Origin of the sequence: Neobacillus sp. 19 (assembly GCF_049463095.1) — a bacterium.
GTDB lineage: Bacteria > Bacillota > Bacilli > Bacillales > Cytobacillaceae > Neobacillus.
On the sequence record NZ_JBMPZU010000058.1, the window covers coordinates 296830 to 314846 of the forward strand.

Annotated in this window: 25 protein-coding genes and 1 pseudogene; 2 read left to right on the forward strand and 24 right to left on the reverse strand. The window is 45.0% G+C overall.

Annotation, left to right across the window (positions count from 1 at the left end; translation table 11 throughout):
- Positions 1 to 6 precede the first annotated feature (6 nt).
- The 11 genes from ACO1D1_RS19255 to ACO1D1_RS19305 all read right to left on the reverse strand — a co-directional run bounded on the left by ACO1D1_RS19255 (position 7) and on the right by ACO1D1_RS19305 (position 9786).
- Positions 7 to 849: a phage minor capsid protein gene (locus ACO1D1_RS19255; RefSeq protein WP_423336745.1), complete on the reverse strand. Its 843-nt coding sequence runs from the start codon at positions 847 to 849 to the stop codon at positions 7 to 9.
- Positions 850 to 851: 2 nt separating this feature from the next.
- Positions 852 to 2426, reverse strand: a complete 1575-nt coding sequence (locus tag ACO1D1_RS19260) for a portal protein (RefSeq protein WP_423336746.1) — start codon at positions 2424 to 2426, stop codon at positions 852 to 854.
- Positions 2427 to 2448: 22 nt separating this feature from the next.
- Complete coding sequence (locus tag ACO1D1_RS19265; RefSeq protein ID WP_423336747.1) at positions 2449 to 2874, reverse strand: phBC6A51 family helix-turn-helix protein; 426 nt, start codon at positions 2872 to 2874, stop codon at positions 2449 to 2451.
- Positions 2875 to 2890: 16 nt separating this feature from the next.
- Positions 2891 to 4645, reverse strand: a complete 1755-nt coding sequence (terL, locus tag ACO1D1_RS19270) for a phage terminase large subunit (RefSeq protein ID WP_423336748.1) — start codon at positions 4643 to 4645, stop codon at positions 2891 to 2893.
- A 1156-nt stretch (positions 4646 to 5801) separates the two neighbouring features.
- Positions 5802 to 6734 (reverse strand): hypothetical protein, encoded by a 933-nt coding sequence (locus ACO1D1_RS19275; protein WP_423336749.1) that lies wholly within the window; start codon positions 6732 to 6734, stop codon positions 5802 to 5804.
- The gene (locus tag ACO1D1_RS19280; protein WP_423336750.1) at positions 6724 to 6963 is read right to left on the reverse strand and encodes a hypothetical protein; all 240 of its coding nucleotides are present in this window, start codon (positions 6961 to 6963) and stop codon (positions 6724 to 6726) included. Before ACO1D1_RS19280 ends, ACO1D1_RS19275 begins: the two co-directional genes overlap by 11 nt.
- A 75-nt stretch (positions 6964 to 7038) precedes the next feature.
- Entirely contained in the window at positions 7039 to 7377 is a 339-nt protein-coding gene (locus ACO1D1_RS19285) for a hypothetical protein (protein WP_423336751.1), read from the reverse strand.
- 41 nt (positions 7378 to 7418) lie between these two features.
- Positions 7419 to 7646, reverse strand: a complete 228-nt coding sequence (locus ACO1D1_RS19290; RefSeq protein ID WP_423336752.1) for a hypothetical protein — start codon at positions 7644 to 7646, stop codon at positions 7419 to 7421.
- A 176-nt stretch (positions 7647 to 7822) separates the two neighbouring features.
- Positions 7823 to 8260, reverse strand: coding sequence for a hypothetical protein (locus ACO1D1_RS19295; RefSeq protein ID WP_423336753.1), 438 nt, complete (start codon positions 8258 to 8260; stop codon positions 7823 to 7825).
- Positions 8261 to 8315: 55 nt separating this feature from the next.
- A complete protein-coding gene (locus ACO1D1_RS19300) occupies positions 8316 to 9503 on the reverse strand; it encodes an HsdM family class I SAM-dependent methyltransferase (protein WP_423336754.1) in 1188 nt (395 codons plus the stop codon).
- A gap of 46 nt (positions 9504 to 9549) precedes the next feature.
- A complete protein-coding gene (locus ACO1D1_RS19305; protein WP_423336755.1) occupies positions 9550 to 9786 on the reverse strand; it encodes a sigma factor-like helix-turn-helix DNA-binding protein in 237 nt (78 codons plus the stop codon).
- Between the two features lie 570 nt (positions 9787 to 10356).
- Between ACO1D1_RS19305 and ACO1D1_RS19310 the strand changes: the two genes are divergently transcribed.
- The gene (locus ACO1D1_RS19310; protein WP_423336756.1) at positions 10357 to 10647 is read left to right on the forward strand and encodes a hypothetical protein; all 291 of its coding nucleotides are present in this window, start codon (positions 10357 to 10359) and stop codon (positions 10645 to 10647) included.
- Positions 10648 to 10660: 13 nt separating this feature from the next.
- On the opposite strand, the gene ACO1D1_RS19315 is transcribed toward ACO1D1_RS19310, so the two are convergent.
- The 3 genes from ACO1D1_RS19315 to ACO1D1_RS19325 are packed head-to-tail and all read right to left on the reverse strand — an operon-like array spanning position 10661 to position 12167.
- Complete coding sequence (locus tag ACO1D1_RS19315; RefSeq protein WP_423336757.1) at positions 10661 to 11254, reverse strand: AAA family ATPase; 594 nt, start codon at positions 11252 to 11254, stop codon at positions 10661 to 10663.
- Positions 11251 to 11829 (reverse strand): hypothetical protein, encoded by a 579-nt coding sequence (locus tag ACO1D1_RS19320; RefSeq protein WP_423336758.1) that lies wholly within the window; start codon positions 11827 to 11829, stop codon positions 11251 to 11253. The genes ACO1D1_RS19315 and ACO1D1_RS19320 overlap by 4 nt, the downstream gene beginning before the upstream one ends.
- Positions 11829 to 12167 carry an ImmA/IrrE family metallo-endopeptidase gene (locus tag ACO1D1_RS19325; RefSeq protein WP_423336759.1) on the reverse strand — a complete coding sequence of 113 codons (339 nt, stop codon included), beginning with the start codon at positions 12165 to 12167 and terminating at the stop codon, positions 11829 to 11831. Before ACO1D1_RS19325 ends, ACO1D1_RS19320 begins: the two co-directional genes overlap by 1 nt.
- 81 nt (positions 12168 to 12248) lie before the next feature.
- Between ACO1D1_RS19325 and ACO1D1_RS19330 the strand changes: the two genes are divergently transcribed.
- Positions 12249 to 12449 (forward strand): hypothetical protein, encoded by a 201-nt coding sequence (locus ACO1D1_RS19330; protein WP_423336760.1) that lies wholly within the window; start codon positions 12249 to 12251, stop codon positions 12447 to 12449.
- Between the two features lie 9 nt (positions 12450 to 12458).
- Here ACO1D1_RS19330 and thyX read toward each other — a convergent pair whose 3' ends face one another.
- The 10 genes and pseudogenes from thyX to ACO1D1_RS19380 all read right to left on the reverse strand — a co-directional run.
- A complete protein-coding gene (gene thyX / locus ACO1D1_RS19335; protein ID WP_423336761.1) occupies positions 12459 to 13193 on the reverse strand; it encodes an FAD-dependent thymidylate synthase in 735 nt (244 codons plus the stop codon).
- Positions 13194 to 13682 (reverse strand): dUTPase, encoded by a 489-nt coding sequence (locus ACO1D1_RS19340; protein WP_423336762.1) that lies wholly within the window; start codon positions 13680 to 13682, stop codon positions 13194 to 13196.
- Between the two features lie 217 nt (positions 13683 to 13899).
- Positions 13900 to 14490: a DUF4230 domain-containing protein gene (locus tag ACO1D1_RS19345; RefSeq protein ID WP_423336763.1), complete on the reverse strand. Its 591-nt coding sequence runs from the start codon at positions 14488 to 14490 to the stop codon at positions 13900 to 13902.
- A 5-nt stretch (positions 14491 to 14495) separates the two neighbouring features.
- Positions 14496 to 14687, reverse strand: a complete 192-nt coding sequence (locus ACO1D1_RS19350) for a zinc ribbon domain-containing protein (protein WP_423336764.1) — start codon at positions 14685 to 14687, stop codon at positions 14496 to 14498.
- A complete protein-coding gene (locus ACO1D1_RS19355; RefSeq protein ID WP_423336765.1) occupies positions 14687 to 14860 on the reverse strand; it encodes a hypothetical protein in 174 nt (57 codons plus the stop codon). The genes ACO1D1_RS19350 and ACO1D1_RS19355 overlap by 1 nt, the downstream gene beginning before the upstream one ends.
- Positions 14861 to 15253, reverse strand: a complete 393-nt coding sequence (locus ACO1D1_RS19360; protein ID WP_423336766.1) for an NUMOD4 motif-containing HNH endonuclease — start codon at positions 15251 to 15253, stop codon at positions 14861 to 14863.
- 57 nt (positions 15254 to 15310) lie between these two features.
- Positions 15311 to 15625 carry a YopX family protein gene (locus tag ACO1D1_RS19365; protein WP_423336767.1) on the reverse strand — a complete coding sequence of 105 codons (315 nt, stop codon included), beginning with the start codon at positions 15623 to 15625 and terminating at the stop codon, positions 15311 to 15313.
- A gap of 17 nt (positions 15626 to 15642) precedes the next feature.
- Positions 15643 to 16017 (reverse strand): hypothetical protein, encoded by a 375-nt coding sequence (locus ACO1D1_RS19370; protein ID WP_423336768.1) that lies wholly within the window; start codon positions 16015 to 16017, stop codon positions 15643 to 15645.
- A gap of 135 nt (positions 16018 to 16152) precedes the next feature.
- Positions 16153 to 16857 carry a PhoH family protein gene (locus ACO1D1_RS19375; RefSeq protein ID WP_423336769.1) on the reverse strand — a complete coding sequence of 235 codons (705 nt, stop codon included), beginning with the start codon at positions 16855 to 16857 and terminating at the stop codon, positions 16153 to 16155.
- A 107-nt stretch (positions 16858 to 16964) separates the two neighbouring features.
- Positions 16965 to 17930, reverse strand: a pseudogene (locus ACO1D1_RS19380) (ribonucleoside-triphosphate reductase, adenosylcobalamin-dependent); the annotation flags it as partial.
- Positions 17931 to 18017: the final 87 nt, after the last annotated feature.

The window sequence follows — 18017 nt, forward strand, 5'->3', positions numbered from 1 at the left end:
ACCTCCTTAATTAATTCGTTCCGGACGTCTAACCGGAGAAATTACGTGTTTACAGTTTGGATGAAAAATTTCACGATTAGGTAAAACGCCATAATACGGATAATCTCCCGGAGCATCCGCCGTTAATTTAACGATTTTACCTTCCCAGTTACGGCAAGCGTCTTTTGCGCCGTGGCTACTAATCATCCCGTAAAAAGCGTTACGGCCGATCGCCTCATTAATCGCTGATTCACGCTGAGTATGTGCTAGTTTCGTCCTCGTCACCATATCAACGTACACTTCCGGTTTCCACCGGCGACCAGCAGCGTCAATAATTCCAGTATTCAACGCATCCCCTAACCGTGCTTTTAATCCTCGCATAATATCCGGACGGATTGCGTCTATCGTATTAAGGCCTTGCGTTAAATTTGAGCGCATTGCTTCCGCTGTTACCTGGCGCACCGCCTTCCGTACTTTGCGCTCAACGTTCTGCGTGACTTGCAATAAATCGTCCTGCATGTCGGCAATTGCCGTTTTTACAAACTCGCGATTCAGCCGATTAAAGACGACTATTTTCTGTGCTTCGGCTACGGTTTCCGCAAGCCCAAGCGACAGTAGCGTATAAACGATTCCATCCTCGGCCGCTTTCGGTAACATCGTTGCGACCCATGCTTTTGCTTTATCGTCAAGTTCTAGGATTATGTCCGCTATTTCTTTTTGCATAACCGTAATATTAGCACGATCTAATTTCGTAAGGTCTAACCGACTAAGTTCGGTATTAATTTTCCGAAGAGCCTCTTTATAATATCCGAGCAATATCTCGACGTCGTACTTATACGTAGGTATCGGTATTTCGTTCATTTTCGGCATCTTTATTCACCCGCATTAAAAATCGACGAGTCAACGAATCCGTTTACCGTCTTTTCGTCATTCTCGATGCGTGAAATAATCTCTTGAGCCTTTTCGTCGTCTACCGCATCCTGTCGTTTGATTGCGCTTTGTACGTCAAGCGTAGGCTTTCCACCCGTCCGTAGTTGCATGATTTCCGCTTCTTCTTTGTAATTCTTCGGAATACCGTCTTGCCAATTTATTTTAGGATAGACCGCTTCGAAATCGTAATCTCCGTGCGCAATATCAAGTAATTGACACGTCCAAAGAGCGTCGCGAATCGCTTTGTCATAATGCGTTCTTATGCGATGAACTTTCGATAATATCGGCATGAAGCGCGCTTTAATTGATGCGCTATCAGTATGTGAAGTACCGGTACCGCCCGTATTTTCACCGAGTACCGTTCCGAATAACCACTGAGGCGTTTCGGACATTTGATAAACAAGCCCGAGCAACACTTCGAGCTCCTTAAACGCTGACGTCAATTGTCCGTCCCACGTCATATAGCCCGGAGTTTTATCTTCATTCGTAACCGGAATATAAGCACCGCCTAGTCGAACTTGGTTGTCTCCTCCTCCGTCTAAATCCGGTCCATAAGCTGTCGGGTCGCTATGCTTCCAAAGGATATAATCGATTTGCACGACGCGATCATTAATTGCCGCGAGCAACGACTCTAATTTCTCAAGTCCGCCAACGCCTTCCCAATCGTCATCGATGCTCTTATACGGAATATGGTGAACAAGTAAGTGCGGCACTTCGGTTTCAACGATGTCTTCATCGCGACCGGTCGCCACTCTTTCGCCAATTTTATAAACCTGCAACGGATAGCCCCAACGAGTATCCACTCCGCCTTCGAATTCGATTAAACGGTAGCGTTCGTAAATAATGTAACCGGGAATGTGGCGCTCCACGTTTAAGAAAGGTTTTTCGTCGTTCTTGCCTACGACGTATTCCACGTTTGCAATTCGAACAGCTTTAAACGCCTTCACATTGCCGCGCGAAGTTTCCGGGAATACGCAATCTGCGCCGATGTGTTCGATAATTGGCTCCATTGTAACTCCAGCGGGAATGCTTCCGCCTATCTTGAGGACTTCCGAAAAGTCTTGACGAAAACCATACCGCGTCTTAATCCAAGCGTCGCCACGATAGCCGTTACCAATCGCACTTTCGTGTACCAATTTAACCAAATCGTTTTCTTCGACATATCGATTAACCGCCTTTTGTTGGTCGCTATTATCCGGCAATCCTGATTCAAATCCCGGAGGCTCACCGACAAGTAAGTCGGCCGGCTTTGTTACCAGAATATCCGCTATATTTACCGCGATATATAATTGCGCGAGCTGGTCGGCATGTGGTGTATCCTTTAAGAGCTTAGATGCGCGCTCGTAAACTTCGAACTGCTTGCCTTGAAACAACTTTTTCAAGCGCTTGTATTTCGAAATGCGCTCACGGTCAGCGAGAGGAGGAAACTCCTCGCCGGTTTGAAACGAATTGTACTGGTAAACCGTTTGGTTTTCGTTTAGTTTTTCGATGTCTTTTTTACTGTCTAACCATAGCAAGTGACGCCCCTCCTTTCGCTGTTTAGTCTTTTAATAAGTCGTCTAATTCTTCGAGCTCTTTCGCTAAGTCGTCATTACTACGTGAACTGCTGCCATCTTCCGTAACGGTGATTTGTTTTTCGGTTAATAAGCCGAAACGTCTCATAAAGATATCAATACCCTTAATCGAAGGCTGCGGTCCGCTAATCGTCTTCATTAGTTGCCCATAAACATATGCCCTCTTTTCGCTCAGAAAATCATCGGCAATTGCGTTTTTATATTCGATAAACACCTGGTCTTTTGTTTTCCATTCCCATATTGTCTTTGAAGAAACTCCGATTTCAGCCGCGATATCCTCTTGCTTACGTCTTTCTCCGGACTCTAATAATTCATTTTCGACAAGCAAATACGCTGCCTTGCGTTTCCGTGCGTCAAGTTTCGCCTCAAGCGCTTTTAATCGTTTTGACATTTAATTCGCCTCCTTTTTATAAGTAAGTTGGTTTCTTCGCTATGCGCGATTTCGGTTTGTATATGTTATCAACTGCAATCGCCAAAGCATCTGGCGAGTCATCGTGATCTGCGAAAGGGTATTGCGCCAACTGGTCGAGCAATGTAGTATGTCTATCGTTAAGAATGAGCGTTTTGTTATGGAATAACGGCTCAAGCGATTCGATACGTTGCTCTTTTTTAGAACCTTGATAACTGATGTCGTTTATGCGACATTTATAAATACCAGAGACTCTCGCTTTCTCCTGAAGTTGACGATAGAACTCGTAATAAGCATTAATCGTTTCTACGTTGAACACTTTTACGTTAAACTTCTTAATTTTGTCGACACAAACATCAAGAATAACATGCGCCGGCTCTTTTGATGCGTACTCGTCGAGGACAAAAATTAAGCCGGAAGGCTGATGCTTTCCGACGAGGATGACTGAGTTATAGTCCGACCGCTTATTCTTCCCTAATGCCACGTCCCACGCACCGACGATATATAAATCGCGCATTGGAATCTTTAAATCTTCGTAAACGACGTAAGCCGTTGAATTTTCGTAATAATAATGGTATTTAGCGTAATTTTCGGGAAAGAAAAATTGTTCGTCTTCGCTGAAAGCTAGATTACGATATTCGCTGTTATAGGCCCGCGTCCCCATGTTAACTTTTTCATGCATAAGAGCGCGATAAGACCACCGCCACGGCCACGCCAACTCGATACCGGCATCTAACGCATCTTTATTTGCGTTATAGAATTCGTCAACCTCTTCAATCGAATCAGCCCGTGCATAAAGTTCGCAATATGCGTCCCAAAGTTTCGGATTTGCCGGCTCACTAATTACTGCGCCATGAAACGACGACTTGAAGTCTTTCCGTTTTAATACGTGATTAAGTAGTCCGGTCGCGCTGACCATTGTACCGACAAGCACGATCGCCGTAGCCTTCGATCCAATCGGCACCACAACGGAGTTAAACCAGTGGACCAACTTTTCGCGCGCTTCTTTTGTTCCTTCGTTGTTCATCGACGAAGGGTCGTCAATAATTACGAGGTCAGGCCGTACCGCACCATGACGCTTACCTCGAAGCTGCTTGCCGGATGAAGACGCTTCGACTAACGTATTAGATAGCGTAATAAACGCCTCTTCGTTATCTTTCTCGTTCTGCTGATTGCGTTCGTTTAATAATACTCCGAAATCCTCTCGAAGCTTTGCGTTATACTTAAGTTGTTTATTGATCCATCCGATTAACTTCTTCGATAATGAATCCGTCTCAGATATAATAAGTACGTATTTACGGCGCCTAAACGCTACCTGATGAAGAGGAAATCCGTTCGAAAATACGCCGGACTTACTGTGCCCACGTGCTGCCGCGATAGCGAGTCGTGCATTCCGTTCGACTTCGTTAACATAGTCGCAGTGGTCGAAAAACTCACGATGGATTGGCGAGGTCTTTTCGAGTGGATCATGCGGTGTTCCATCTTCCGCATTTCTAACTACGTTATCTTCGTTTTCAGGATTGCCCTGGTCGCTAAGATATTCGTAATTGAAATAAGCGAAATCAACTTCCGCTCGGTGGACCCGCTTGAGCTTTGTTAATTCCGCTTTGTCGCGCCGAAAGCTATCGATATGATAGTCGCTCGCTTTGTCCGCCTTGATTAGCGCTGCCAGCTTGCGTATGCGTTCCGTTAAGAGTTCGATTCGTTGCACTCTTGCTGGACGGTCTAACCATTCGTCATTTACGTATGCCATATACGCTCCTCCTTTCGTGAAATTTGTATGTATTGCGGACTCAGAGCGCTAGGCATACGCCCCGAGTTCGAAAAATTGTGCGCTAATTACAAACGCCTAAATTTTTGAAATTTGAACCTGGCCTTGGGGGATTTCGAAAATTGTCGAAATAAGTTTTCGGAATATTTTTAATCGTTTTATTTTCGAACTTAATTCTGAATTATATTTAATTGACAGAAAAATAACTACAATTCAATCGGATGTATAACGACGAATAAGTATTCGTACTTTATTACGTAAAATATGATTTTGACGTAATGATCGTATTACCGACCCATTGCCACGCCTGCGTTTGCGCCACATACATAACCGCGCATATAATACGGTTATGCATCTTTTTATACATCGTTGATATGACGCAATTTCCAGCGCTTCGTGCCGGCTGCCTTACGCAATATTTCCCGTCATCATTGCATAAAGACTGACCGGTCTAACTGGCCGGAATGGTCAGCGTAACTAACGCAGCTCGCTAACGGATCACTGGCGCCTGCCCTTGCGTACTCCAGTTCGAAGACACTACCCGTCACAATTCGACATACCCCGTGAGTTTCGGAAGGGCGCGTCCGCCAGGCGAGCGATGCTAATGATTCAGCGGAATATCTGGCGCCTTACTTACGTAGCCTTACCGGCACTGTCTCGAATGACTCCGCGTTTCTTCTTATATATAAGTGCGGCGTATTTATTTGCGTAATGTCATGCGGATTACCTATGCGCTCTGTTGCGCTAGACGATCGGTCTGATACCGTTAGAACGTCCGCGATTATTAACGTAATGTGTATTACGGAAGATTACCGTCCTACATAATACATAGATACAAAACGCTGATTTTTATACGGTTTCACTGCGCCTTCATATCAGAGAAGTCTTACGACTTCAAAACACTGTAGTCCGGCCAAGAACGTTCCGTCCTACTGCCCTATATATTGCATTATCTTTTTTGCTGATGGCGACGAATGAGTGTTAGCGAATGAAGGCGCAAGGTCTTTGTCTGATAAAGAGGGACGAATTAAGCAAAAACAGGCTCCAACCGTTGAGGCTGTAAGGCTGAAGCCACTTTTTCGTTGCACCCTAAAAGCAGTGTATTTCGTCGATATTGCACCCTAAAAGCAGTGTATTTTTAAGCGAACAATACTTTAATCGCCTTTAACGACTCGGCACTCCCAGCAAACACAACGCGAGGATTAACGATAATTCTCCGTTGCCTCTTATCGTTCACATTCTGCGGTAACCAAAAAACGGGCTGGCCGTCGATCTTCACCGACTCAAGCGCCCGCTTTAATTTATACGTATCTTTATAATTCAATAGCGCCGCTAAGTTTTCGAGGTTCATCGGATGGATGTCGTCGTCATTCGGTTCCTGCGGATTAAAGCAGACGACGTTTGTATCGAAGTTCAAGAACGGCAGGACTGCGTATATAAGCGCCAGTTGAGCCGTTGCCCTTCCCGTATACTTTGCGTAAAGGTCGCGCACAGTTTTACGGAATAGCCGCGTGTGCCTGTATTCGTTCAAACGGTAGCCGGTTTCTTTAATCGGACCGCGATAGAATACGCCAGGATTAACGTATAATTCATCGCCAACCTCTTGCAGAATATCTTCGACGATCAGCTTACGGTAAAATTCACCGAATTTATTACGGCTGATTCCAACTAACTTTTCCAGCGCTTTTTTAACGATAGCGGCTCCGTTATCATGCTGCAGTCGTCCGGTGCGATAACCGGTATATGTGCCGACAAACATAAGACGTGCCAAGTCCGCCTGCGTTAGCGACGGGTATAACTCGAGCATCGTTTTGCAACTTTCGAAAAACGCAAATACGAACTTACCGTTTTCAATTTCGTGCTCCGTCATTTCGTCGATTGCCTGAAGCGCTTCGTGCTGTGCTTCCGTTGTATTAACGACTAACTCTAGCCGGTGCGAATGATCGTTACCTTCGCTATCGTAGACTCTTCCGTCAATAACTACGGCGTTTTCTTTTACCGCCATGAACCCTCGCTTTTGTTTCGGTGTTAGCCGTTGCCATGCAAGTTGCTCCCCTCTCCTATCGCTCAACTTCTCGTCCTCCTAGCAAACTTTCGATAAATAAGTTGTGGTCGATTATTCTGCGCATCTTCTCGATGTCTTCGTTAGCTACCGCGATATACTCGCAGTTGTGGCATACGTGTTGCGGTACTGTTGTAACTTTTTCAATTTCGCCACGGTGCTCTAAATAATAATCGTCATACTTAAACTCCATCATTTCGTTACATTGACCGCAAATATATCGTTTTACATTTTCCATAATCCCATCTCCTTTTCGCAAATAAAAAAGCCCGCATAAGCGAGCGTTGTGGATACATAATTGATTCGGAATCAGTCATAACTCAAATTGTTTTGTGTTTCTCCAAACCACAACATATGGAAATCTTGGGTTCGATTCGATAAAATTTGTTTTTTGAAATGGATGTTTAAAGGATTCTTTTCTAACGAACTTTTTTAAATTAGGCATTAAATGAGGATGTGTGTTTTCCCACACTTCCCATTCTTGGTCTACTTGGTTTAAATACCATTCCATCCCTCTTTCTAAGATATTTCCAATGTTAAAACACGTTTCGATTTTAATGATTTTCATACGGTGTGTAGTTACACGATAAGCAGGTAATATTGACGGCTTACCAACTTCACCATTCCATATATTGAAATACAGTAACCTCATTCCCTCACTCCCTTAGTACACAATTTAGGTTGGAATATGAACTAATCTCCATAAACTGCTTTATCAGCTATGACCTCATATTTAATGGCTATTTCGTTGCAAGAAGTATCTCCAAATGGTGTACTTGCAATTTCTTTTAATGCTCTTTCATACCGTTCAACCTTGATTCTAAGGCTTACAAGTTCCTCACATTTATCACACAAAGCATCGTCTTCATTTTGTACAAAAATCATTGTTTGACAGCAATTACATTCAGTTTGTTTCCACATTATCTTACCTCCGTTTACGACAGATTTTCTGTCTTATAAGACATAGATACGAAGAGGCAAAATTTATACGATTTAACCCCTTCATAATATATAGATAACTAATACCGCATTTTATACGGTCAAAAAGTTCCTCTCACTATATAGGCCGTAAAAAGGCGAAAAATATACGGTCGAGCCTATAAATCTGTTAAACTTTTTGTAAAAACCGGCTGCACCCTCGTAAATTCCACATACTTTCTCTTTCGTTCCTTATTCCGCGATTTTGCCTCTTTATCTACGATACTACTTTCGCGATCACTTCGAACTCTGCGCGCCGGCTGTGCGTGGCAACGTCCGTCTGCACCAACCGAGCCCGCAATAGCGAGCGGAACTTCTATATTAGGGTTATCGTTTTTGCGGACGTGCTTACCTTCTTGTCTACGCGATAATTGTTCGTCGCTCATTATCGGATACTCGTTATTCCGCACCTTCATCCGATCGGTATCCGTCAGCTCCTCGTACAAACACAAATCCGCCAGCCTCTCAAGCGCCACGCTATCCGGCCACTCACCCGTCGCAGCCCGATACCCTTCCGTCAATTCCTCGATTTTGCCCAGGCGAACCTCACGCGGCATTTCGCCCCGTTTAGTCGCCAGTTGTATTTGCGTTATTGCTTCGTGTAGTTGCGTCTTATAGTCGGCCATCTTGTTGTTTCCTCCATTCGTCTACTATCTCGTCTTGCCAATCGAAGTCAAACGTACTGATTTCACGCCCATTCCACACGACTTCATCACCAGCACCAAGCGTTAACTCATTCCAGCGGTAAGGGCCGTATTTATAAACCGCTGAAGCTTCTCGATGTCCGTCGCACGCATCGTTTCCGTTGCTAAAGAAGAACGATGTTACGTCTTTTAGTCCGTGCCAGCTCGGTATGTGCGGATACAAGTTTTCACGGACCAGTGTATCAGTAAAATCGTCTACCAACTCGTCTAACTGCGTTAACCCATCACCCCATTTGTCCGTTGACTTACCGTCCTTGTCGTATCCAATGTCCGTTACTTTTGCGAAGTATGCAGGCGTCTGTCCCTCGAGGAACTTCGCATTAAAATCTGTAATGTCACCGTAATCGGTGCGACGAAAGTTGCTGCCCCATTTTTTCGTAGTGGGTTCGATCATCCGAGCGTTTGGCGTAGCCTTTCGAATGACAATGATTTGTGTTTCAATGGTCGTACCTACATGCGCAAAGGTTTCGCCCGGCAAGAAAATCGTGGCGACCTGCCAGCACGTCTCGTACATATATTGACGAAGTTTTGCTGCGTAATTGGCATACGAAATGCCTTTCGGAAGCACAAACGCAATATATCCGCCAGGCTTTACCGCTTTTATGGCGAGTTCAATAAACGCGACCTCTGACTTGCCTTTTCGCTTCCCCTTGGACGCCTTGCCTAATGACGCCCAATCTTCGCCAATATCGTCAAACTCTACGATGACACCATACGGAGGATTTCCGATAACTAAATCGTAATAATTGCGCCTATCATGTACTAGCGCATTCCCTTCGATGATCTCTGCGTTAGGGTAAAGAATCGACGTAACCTTTGCCGAGGTCTTGTCGAGTTCTAACGCTGTTATTTCCGCGCTTGCCGGCGCATGTTCGAGAAATACACCGGAGCCAACCGATGGTTCTAACACTTTCGCATTTTCAGGTAATCTTGGCGTTAAAACTTGCCATATAAATTTCGCAACATGAGTCGGAGTGAAGAACGCTCCACCACTGAATGCGTTCGGCAATAGTCCGCCTGCCGACGTGTAGTTTTGCCGTAAGAATTCGACGTCAGCCTCGGTAATCTCTTCGAGCGGTTTAGCGATAATTTCCATTGACTTAACGTTGCCTTCCCAACGTTTACGATCCGCTTTTCCTATCTTAATCGTCCCCTTTCGTCGGCAAAGTGTACCCTTCGCCATGTCTCGCCCAGTAGTAATAAATCTCCGCTATACTATCAATCGCCCGATCAAGCGCCTCGCTGACGTTCTTTTGCGCAATGCCCATCCGCTTGCCCGCCTCTTCTTGCGTCAAGTCCTCCTCGTAAACCAGGCGCAAAGCTTGCCGCTGCCTATCAGTCAAGCCCGCGCGTTCGATTGCCGTCGCTAAGTCGACCAATAGGACGGTCGCGTCGTAATCACCGTTATACTGACGGTTTACTAAGGCGTGGTAATCACTGAGTAGGATGCGGAGGTTAGACGGATTGTCTAGCGCTGGATATTTCGCATCGAGTGAACGTTCTTTCGCGTTAGTGTCGATTTTTACTGCTCCGATAGTAATTCGCCCCTTTCGTTATTTAGTAAAGTGTCCGATGATAATTCCGATCAGAATACCTACAAGCAAAGCATATCCGGCATTGCCTAAAAAATTATCAGGTGTTTTCACTAATTCGCCCCTTCAGTCTAATTTCGTATTAATTCGACTAAATAATCGAACTTGATAATTTCGTTACTATTGCGTTATAATATCGACAACGAACGTCGCTTGTGACGTTAAATAAACTGAGGTGATAAGCGTGAACCAACCGTCTAAAGAAACGAAAAAGTTATTGTTAGAGTTAATGAGGATAACATCCTTGCCGAAAATCCTGAAAGAGCAAAAGGAGGCGGAAAAATGCCATTCGAACCGTTAAGTTTCGCCAGCCGTGGCGGAAATTCCCTAACAATTGATAAATTGCGCCGCATCCGTTTGTCATCGTCGGCACTAAAGAGCCTTGCGCTAACCAATTTTACTCCCGTCATTGTCAGTGTTGATACCGAAAACAAGCGTATCGGAGTCGTTAAACAAGACCTTGCGAAAATTCCTAACGCGTCAACCGTTCGTCCGGACAAGCGAGGCTATCTCGGCATTGCTGCCGGAAAGATGGTCGTTGATAAATTAGCGCTAACCGACGCCGACCTGCCGGCGAAATTTACATATGTCGGAAAGATTGACGCTGGAACAGTGTTTTGGCACGCGTTCGAACTAGCGAAAGACTAACGGGGGTGATTGCCTACTTCATCCCGTTTATTTCCTCCATAATTTCATCAACGCGTCGCTTTAAATCGTCAACCGTTCCGTCATTTACCACGGTATAATCAACGTCAAACCCATCGATCGCCAGCTCCGTTTCATGCGCCAAGTCAGCCTCGGTAAAATCATCACCGGCTGCAGTGGCGCGAGCAATCCGCAATTCATCCGGAGCCGTTACGCGGATAATCGTAAAACCGTTGGCTCGAGCCCATTCATATTCGTTAGGCTGGCGCAGATCCGTTATCACGACGCCAATGCGCTCAGACCCCACACTAACGCGAAAGTCAATCTTTCCATTTACCGCGCGCTCGGCGTGCTTAATCCATACGTCTTCATCAATCTGTCGCATTATCTGCCCGAAAGACTGGTAGAGCGCTCGTGGTTTTGAAAACTCGGAAATCCACGGAAATACTGCGTGCGCATTTCGTTTTAATGCGTCACCAAACGCCACTCTATCGAATCCGTGGCGAATGTATAAGTGATTGGCCAATTCGTCTTTACCTGCGCGAAGCTTGCCGGTTAGGGCCAGTTTTACTACCGATACTTCGCGGTTAACATTTAGCGTATGTTTCATCGGCGTTTCCCTCCGTTTAATGATTGCGTAAATACTTTTACTAGTTCTTCTACGCTAGGCTTTCCGACAAAGCTTACGTCTAAATTCGTTATACCGTCATGTGAAAAGGAAATATAACACTCGGTAATTGTAGGCGGATCGATTTTAACTTGTTTCCTAGTTAGCGACTGTGTCCGTTCATCTAATTCACGAATGCCCTCCGAATTTTTCTCCGTCTGCTCAGCGAAAGTCTCAACGTTGCGCTGCGTGTCTCGTAACTGCAACTCCAGCGAAGTTACACGGCGGGCAAGGTTCGCGAGCATATCGATAACCTGCGGACTTGCTTGCGATTCATCGACGGTTTCTAGCGGTTCAAGTACGCGATACTCTCCAGTGAATACATGAGGATAGTAATCTAATCCTTCGCCTATATTTACGGAAATGCCGTTGCCTATGGCGAACTCCACTTTGCCGATTTTACCGTTATTCTCTCGCGGAAATGTTGAGTCGTTCGTGATAACGATGAGATCGCCGACATTCGCTTTCCGATCTACCTCAACGTAATTTCCTCCGTCAAAAACGTGCGTATTCGCCATTAATACAACGCCTCCAATGCGGGTTTAGTTTGGTCGTCCTTTTCGCGCAAAAATTCAAAATCATTATCGCGCAACACCTGATACAGCACTTTTGCGACACGATTGACGAGCTCCTCTTCGTAATCGTCGAAGCCAGCCTCATACATAATGGCGTGGGTCATTTCGTGGACCAAGACGCCATGTTGCCGATTTTCGCAAAGGCCATCCGCTACTTTTATCGTATTATCTCCGTATTGGCACAAGCCCCAGTTGCCGGTCACTGCGACCACTTGCGGAGATACTTCGACTGTATAATCGTTGCCGGCTACTCGGATTACTTTTCCGTGAATTTCTCTCATTTAATTCGCCTCCAATTTCGTTTGACTCGCGTCATTTTTAGCGTTAAAATAAAGTTATTAAATCAAAGGAGCGTGCCCACTATGAAGTGTTCCGTAATGTACAGTAAAAAGGACGATGTTTACGCTGTTAAAATCGATGACCCGTTCGCCGACCCCGTTTATGTTGACGCATCTAAATTCAGCGAATTCCTCCGTAAGCACGGGCACGGCGTTGATGGCTCGATTCCGTTATCCGGTATGATTCACGTATATAAGGACGAATTGGCTTGCGTGTTAGAATAGCGCATGCTTTTATTTGTCGAAGAACTGAGACGTCCAAGGCTCGACTTCAACTACAGATTTCTTTAGCGCCTCTGCTAAACCAGCGATCTCGGCTTGCGCTCCCTTACCGGGCTTTCTTTTTGCGTAGAATTCGAGCAAGGCCCGCAAGTTCGTAGTCATAACGAGATTGCACGCGGCAGCATTCGGAAGGACTGCACGGGCATCTTCTGCTGGGATTCCGAGTTTACGTAATTCATCGTAAATATTCTGAATATCAAGCATTAAATCCGAGAACTTAACGTTAGCTTCGGAGTCAAAAAATTTGTTGATTGATTCGGGAGTGACATAATTAAATCCGCCTGACCGATCACCACTTCCGAACTTGACGTAACGCTGGCTCTGAACACTATAGGAGAATCCGACGCGATGCCTTGTTAATTGCGCCAACAACGTCCGACTTACGCCTTCAATCGCAAAGGTGAACGACAGATGTTCAAGCGTCGACGTGTGACCAGAGCGGACTATCATACGGAACAATCGGTCAGCCTCCGAGCCTCCTTTGCCGTCTGTCGCTTTATTTCCGAAGTATTTCTCACCTTCATTGGAGACGATTTCTGACGGCTCGCATGGAGAGTAGCATGTACGGATGGCTGTTAATGCGATAGCCTTCCCGCTTGTAAAGGGCATTGCGAATTCCAACTCCGCTTTCAATTTCTCAACAAATTTACGAGATAACTGCGCGTGTGCCATTAGTTCAACGTTCAATTACTCCGCCTCCTTAACTTCGTAACCTTCTTTATCGCTTTTACCGTCCTGCCTTGCGTGGTTCTCTGCATTCTTTTCCATATACAGGCGATGAACGTCGTCCGCAGTTAATCCTACTCTAAGCGATAGGCTCGGTAGGAAATGCCACATGTCAATGACTTCGCCCTGTAAGCGCGCTAACCTTTCCTCGTCAATCCCTTGCGGATTCTTCCACCATTTCCAATCAACCTCGCGGCGGATCTCGTCAATCTCGCTTTCCATTGCAATAGTGGTCCAGATAACCCATTCGCTTAATGATTTCTCGATACCACGTTCCGCAACTATTCTGTCATCTAAATTCGCCTGCATTTCGAATATTGCGTCGAGTTTATCCTTGTTCATCCGTTCGTCCTCCCTTAATTGCTTTTCGTTGAGCTCCGCCAGATTACACAACACCGAAAACTTGTCGCACATCAGCCGGCGGATCATGTAGATCATGCGGTAACTCATTTACGGTACCTCTTATTGAAATTCCAATTTATGAAGTTGATAATGACGTACCCTATCGTTAAGCTTACGTCTAAACACGAGTGTTCTGGATTTCCGCGTCTAGCGCCGTTCGTGTGAAAGTTAATCCTCGGTTTATTACCGTTCTCCTTCCACGCTTTTCGATAGTTGTATACATGAAAGCTATAATCGCCAAACCACTTATTGACATAGGTTCTCACTACTTCGCCTCCACAAATTCGATATTTTTAACGTTCTCAACCGGCTTAATCAACGCCTCGATGGTCCGCTCTACGCTTTCACTCGCTTTATCAAACGCCTGCCTATCGCGTTTAATATCGTCAATCGCGCCAGTGCGTGCCTTGCCGTACATCGCCTGGAGCTCGCCTTCGCTTATGTTTTTGCGTAACAGTCCGATGTCCTTCGATAGCTTCGCCTTATCAAACGGAAGGCTGACGCTGATTATCTTAGGCTGCGGAAATTTGACCGTAACCGTGTTGCCGTGCGTTGTGACGATGATATCGCTTGTATCGACGCCTAGTTTAAACGTGCCGGTTGCCGCCAGCTTATACGTTTTGTCGCCGTACCATTTTGCGTCCTTATACTCGATCGTTTTCGCTACCTTGCCTGTTAGGCCGACGATTTCGGACTTCGTTGATAGCGCGTTAATGACCGCTTGCTTGTCGACATAATGTGGCGCTTCGATTGGCGTGACCTTTTCGGTATGATCAGCGACTTTATATGCGTAAACATTGAACGCTATTGACGTTGCAAGTGTGAGCGCTGCGACTGTCGTAACTTTGTGCTTCATGATGTTCACTCCTTTTTACGTGATTGACTTCGGGTATTAGCGAATCCATTTGGTAATCCGTGGGCATTAAAGCGGAAACTCGGCTGCTTTACGGTTGGACCTCCGCATTCTTTGCACGTTGTTATTTCGGTTCCCATCGGTACTAATTCGTCTTTATTTTCGTTACATTTAGCGCAGTGAAAAGTATAGAACGGCATTAGCGCGCCTCCAATATTTTAAGTTCGTTTTCCATCTCCGTTAATCTGCCGAAACGATATCCTTCGATGAGAACGTTTTTCTCGTGATCCGTTAACTTGCGCTGCCACTTCGTTTCTAAATACGTAATGACCTCCTGATAGAACGGGGATTCATATTCGAAAGGCTGTCGCATTTACTCCGCCTCCAATGTTTTAATAAACTTGCCGAACTCGTTAAATTGAAGTAATCCCGTTTCAATAGCGTGGTGTGAATTCTCAATCCGTGTAGACCATTCAAGATTATCAACGCGATTATCTTTCCTGTTTCCGTTTTTATGGTTTACTTCAGGCTTATTTAAAGGATTGGGTATGAAAGTTTCAGCGACTAAACGATGTACCAATTTTCCGTAAGACTTACCATCCTTACGAAGAATCACTCGTTCGTATCGTGAATAACATGGTTTCATTACTTTTCCTTTCAACACTCTACCTCGTGCACCTAATCTCGAAACAGAACGAACTTGACCGTCAGCGCTTACCTGGTAACGTTCAAAATCTTTTATCGTTTTCCAATTGTTGTCCTCCATGACTTCCTCCTTCGCAATTTATTCGGAATACGACGTAACTCATTTTGAGTTTGTGAATTAGCAATCCCAATCTGGCATATCAAAAACATTTCCTATTACCTCTGTACTTATTAATGCTTCACCATCAACAGATTCTAAAAAGTAATAACCTTTTTCGGGAGCATAAACAACAAATGAGCAGTGTTCTTGCACCCACTTAACCTCACCTAGACCAAACTCATCTTTAAGGACATCACCTTCAAAAATTTCCTTGCCATTCTTATCCTTTAAACCTGTGTATTGCATATAAATACTTGCTGGATTCGGTTGTGTTGTACATGGTAGATGTAATCTGTCCATTTCAAACATTTTTTGAATGTCTAAAGCGTACATTCTGAATTTTAATTCCCTCATAATTCAATACCTGCCTTTTTAGCAAAACTTTGAGTAGAATATTTGTCATATTTCTTCATAACTTCTTTGTACTTTATTAGCTCTTCGGCTAAGGAGTGCGATAATTCCAATGCTCGCCTTAACTCCTCTACCTTTAATTGTGCAATAGATTTAAGAGTTTTTATTTCACCTTCCAGTTGTTTAATACGGTTGAAATCTTTCCGTTCTTGTGTTGTTCGGTTTCTCCTAATGGTTTCATTCTCAAATTGAAGGTGTTGGACTTCTTCAATTAACCAATCTAGTTCTTTTTTATCTACATGGACAATTTCAAAATCTCCATAATCCTCAATATAAGCACCTTCATAGCGTTTTCTCACTTCTTGAATATCCATTTTCACCGTTCCTTTCTATCTTTCTCATACTCCATGCCCAGCCAAAAAATCACCATTGCTACAACCATCCCTACAATGAATGTAAGTAATGTTTCAATATCCATTTTCACAAACTCCTTATGTCGCAATTTCTGTCTAGTACGACTCTAATAATTTCACTGTGTCCTTAACTGCATCTGCGTGATTACTGAACCATCCGCGATAATTTGTTTCAAGTTTATGGAACGTGGCGCGCTGCCCTTCGAAGTGTTTCATGTAAACTTCAAACGGAGTCAGTCCGCCATAACGTTTTAACCTTGGATCGTCAATCTGTAACAGCGAGCCAGTCGTTACTACTTTGCATGAATCAGTTACTCGTGTGTAAATCGTTTGTAGCTCGCCAAGACTAATCGACTGAGCTTCGTCTAATATAATGTAGGCATTTTCGTAAGTTACGCCACGCTCAAACGTAGGAGTGATAGCGAATGCTTTTTCAATGCCGGACCATAATTCGAACGTTCCAGGCTTTACGTATTCGAGCGCCTTGACAAACGGCTGCATGAACGGCTTTGTCTTATCCTTGTCGTCACCTGGTAGGAATCCGATATCTTTTCCTACCACTTGCGGATTTCGAATGTAGATAATCTTATCGTATTCTTCGTTTTCCACCGCATATGCTCCGGCTAGGACAGCAAGGACCGTTTTACCAGTACCGGCAGGACTTTCGCAAAATACTCCTTGCACTAGTTCGGGCGACATCCATAACGATTGCATGTATGCGTATTGATGACGGTCTGCTAATACGTTGAAGCCACGTTCCTCTAACCATTTCCAGCGAATGTCTCCGTATTTGTTAGACATCTTGCACCTCCGATTAAAATTTCGGGCGATAACCGCGTTGGATTACCGCCCTTCTACCTTATAATAAGGATGAGTTTAGACTTTCGCGCAGTTGTTACGAAATTATTCTATCTGATAGGACAAACTCCGCCCTCACAACCGTCCATTCCTTCTAGGTCGCTGTCCTCTCCGGTTTCATAGCGCTGCAGAATGGCCGGATCAAACTCCGTTAATTTGGCCGCCATTTCTTCGTATTGCTCTTTCGTAATGGATTCGTATGGTGCGAGCTGATAAGAACCGCCATCATAAGCGAGGAAACTAACTGCAGTAAATTCGTCCCATCCGTCCCAAACGATTTGCTCCGCCTCTGCCCACTCTTCCGGTCTAACATGAATCGTATTAGACGAATTGTGCTCGGTATAGTGACGCTGGAATCGGAAGTACGTATCGAATTGCTCTCGAGCAGTTACGTCGTCCTTTGTTACGCTGGCTCCACTTGCGATAGGGAAATCGATGACGAGCGTTCTTGCATTAGCCATACGTTCTTCATGCGTTTCTCCAGGCGTTCCCACTTCCGGATTAACTGCCCAGCCAATACTTTGCACCGCTTTTGCTAACGGATCGGCAGCGTTAATACGGATTCTGCGAATATAATACGGTGAATGTGACCAATGAAGTCCGCTCGATACTCCGCCGGCCACCTGCGAAATAGTGCCCTCCGGCTTAACTGTCGTGACCAATAACGGACTGCTGACACGCATTTCTTTCGCATATTCGTCCGCCTCATCACGCGCAATTTGCCCGAGCATAGCGAGTAAGTGCGCCTCTTCTTGCTCCGTATAATCAATCATAGCCATTGCGTCCTTTACGCCTGTTAGCGATGTGCCGAGTAGTCGGTCACGTTGTTGGACCGCGTTCCAGTGCGGAATTTCAAGCTCCGCCAAAGTCATACGAAGGCCGGCGCGTGCTGAACGACGTTGAGCGTCGAGCAAGCCAGTCACATCGATGTAATATTCGCCGTCTATTTCGCTGACAAACTCTACCATGTTGACGGTAGTTAAGTTACATACGCCATATGAGTCTAGTAAGATTTCCATTTGTTGCTCCGTTTTCACGAAGGTTCGGACTGTCGCATAGCTTTCGCTCCGAATCGCTCAGTCTCTCACGCTGGCATTACCCTT

Coding starts and splice junctions, on each gene's coding strand:
- ACO1D1_RS19370 (WP_423336768.1), bottom strand. CDS start 16,017: ATGGATATTCAAGAAGTGAGAAAACGCTATGAAGGTGCTTATATTGAG.
- ACO1D1_RS19350 (WP_423336764.1), bottom strand. CDS start 14,687: ATGCCGTTCTATACTTTTCACTGCGCTAAATGTAACGAAAATAAAGAC.
- ACO1D1_RS19375 (WP_423336769.1), bottom strand. CDS start 16,857: ATGTCTAACAAATACGGAGACATTCGCTGGAAATGGTTAGAGGAACGT.
- ACO1D1_RS19290 (WP_423336752.1), bottom strand. CDS start 7,646: ATGTGGAAACAAACTGAATGTAATTGCTGTCAAACAATGATTTTTGTA.
- ACO1D1_RS19325 (WP_423336759.1), bottom strand. CDS start 12,167: ATGAGAGAAATTCACGGAAAAGTAATCCGAGTAGCCGGCAACGATTAT.
- ACO1D1_RS19365 (WP_423336767.1), bottom strand. CDS start 15,625: ATGTACGCTTTAGACATTCAAAAAATGTTTGAAATGGACAGATTACAT.
- ACO1D1_RS19340 (WP_423336762.1), bottom strand. CDS start 13,682: ATGAGTTACCGCATGATCTACATGATCCGCCGGCTGATGTGCGACAAG.
- ACO1D1_RS19330 (WP_423336760.1), top strand. CDS start 12,249: ATGAAGTGTTCCGTAATGTACAGTAAAAAGGACGATGTTTACGCTGTT.
- ACO1D1_RS19285 (WP_423336751.1), bottom strand. CDS start 7,377: ATGAGGTTACTGTATTTCAATATATGGAATGGTGAAGTTGGTAAGCCG.
- ACO1D1_RS19265 (WP_423336747.1), bottom strand. CDS start 2,874: ATGTCAAAACGATTAAAAGCGCTTGAGGCGAAACTTGACGCACGGAAA.
- ACO1D1_RS19315 (WP_423336757.1), bottom strand. CDS start 11,254: ATGAAACATACGCTAAATGTTAACCGCGAAGTATCGGTAGTAAAACTG.
- ACO1D1_RS19320 (WP_423336758.1), bottom strand. CDS start 11,829: ATGGCGAATACGCACGTTTTTGACGGAGGAAATTACGTTGAGGTAGAT.
- ACO1D1_RS19295 (WP_423336753.1), bottom strand. CDS start 8,260: ATGCCGCGTGAGGTTCGCCTGGGCAAAATCGAGGAATTGACGGAAGGG.
- ACO1D1_RS19280 (WP_423336750.1), bottom strand. CDS start 6,963: ATGGAAAATGTAAAACGATATATTTGCGGTCAATGTAACGAAATGATG.
- ACO1D1_RS19355 (WP_423336765.1), bottom strand. CDS start 14,860: ATGCGACAGCCTTTCGAATATGAATCCCCGTTCTATCAGGAGGTCATT.
- ACO1D1_RS19345 (WP_423336763.1), bottom strand. CDS start 14,490: ATGAAGCACAAAGTTACGACAGTCGCAGCGCTCACACTTGCAACGTCA.
- ACO1D1_RS19300 (WP_423336754.1), bottom strand. CDS start 9,503: ATGGAAATTATCGCTAAACCGCTCGAAGAGATTACCGAGGCTGACGTC.
- ACO1D1_RS19255 (WP_423336745.1), bottom strand. CDS start 849: ATGCCGAAAATGAACGAAATACCGATACCTACGTATAAGTACGACGTC.
- terL (WP_423336748.1), bottom strand. CDS start 4,645: ATGGCATACGTAAATGACGAATGGTTAGACCGTCCAGCAAGAGTGCAA.
- ACO1D1_RS19360 (WP_423336766.1), bottom strand. CDS start 15,253: ATGGAGGACAACAATTGGAAAACGATAAAAGATTTTGAACGTTACCAG.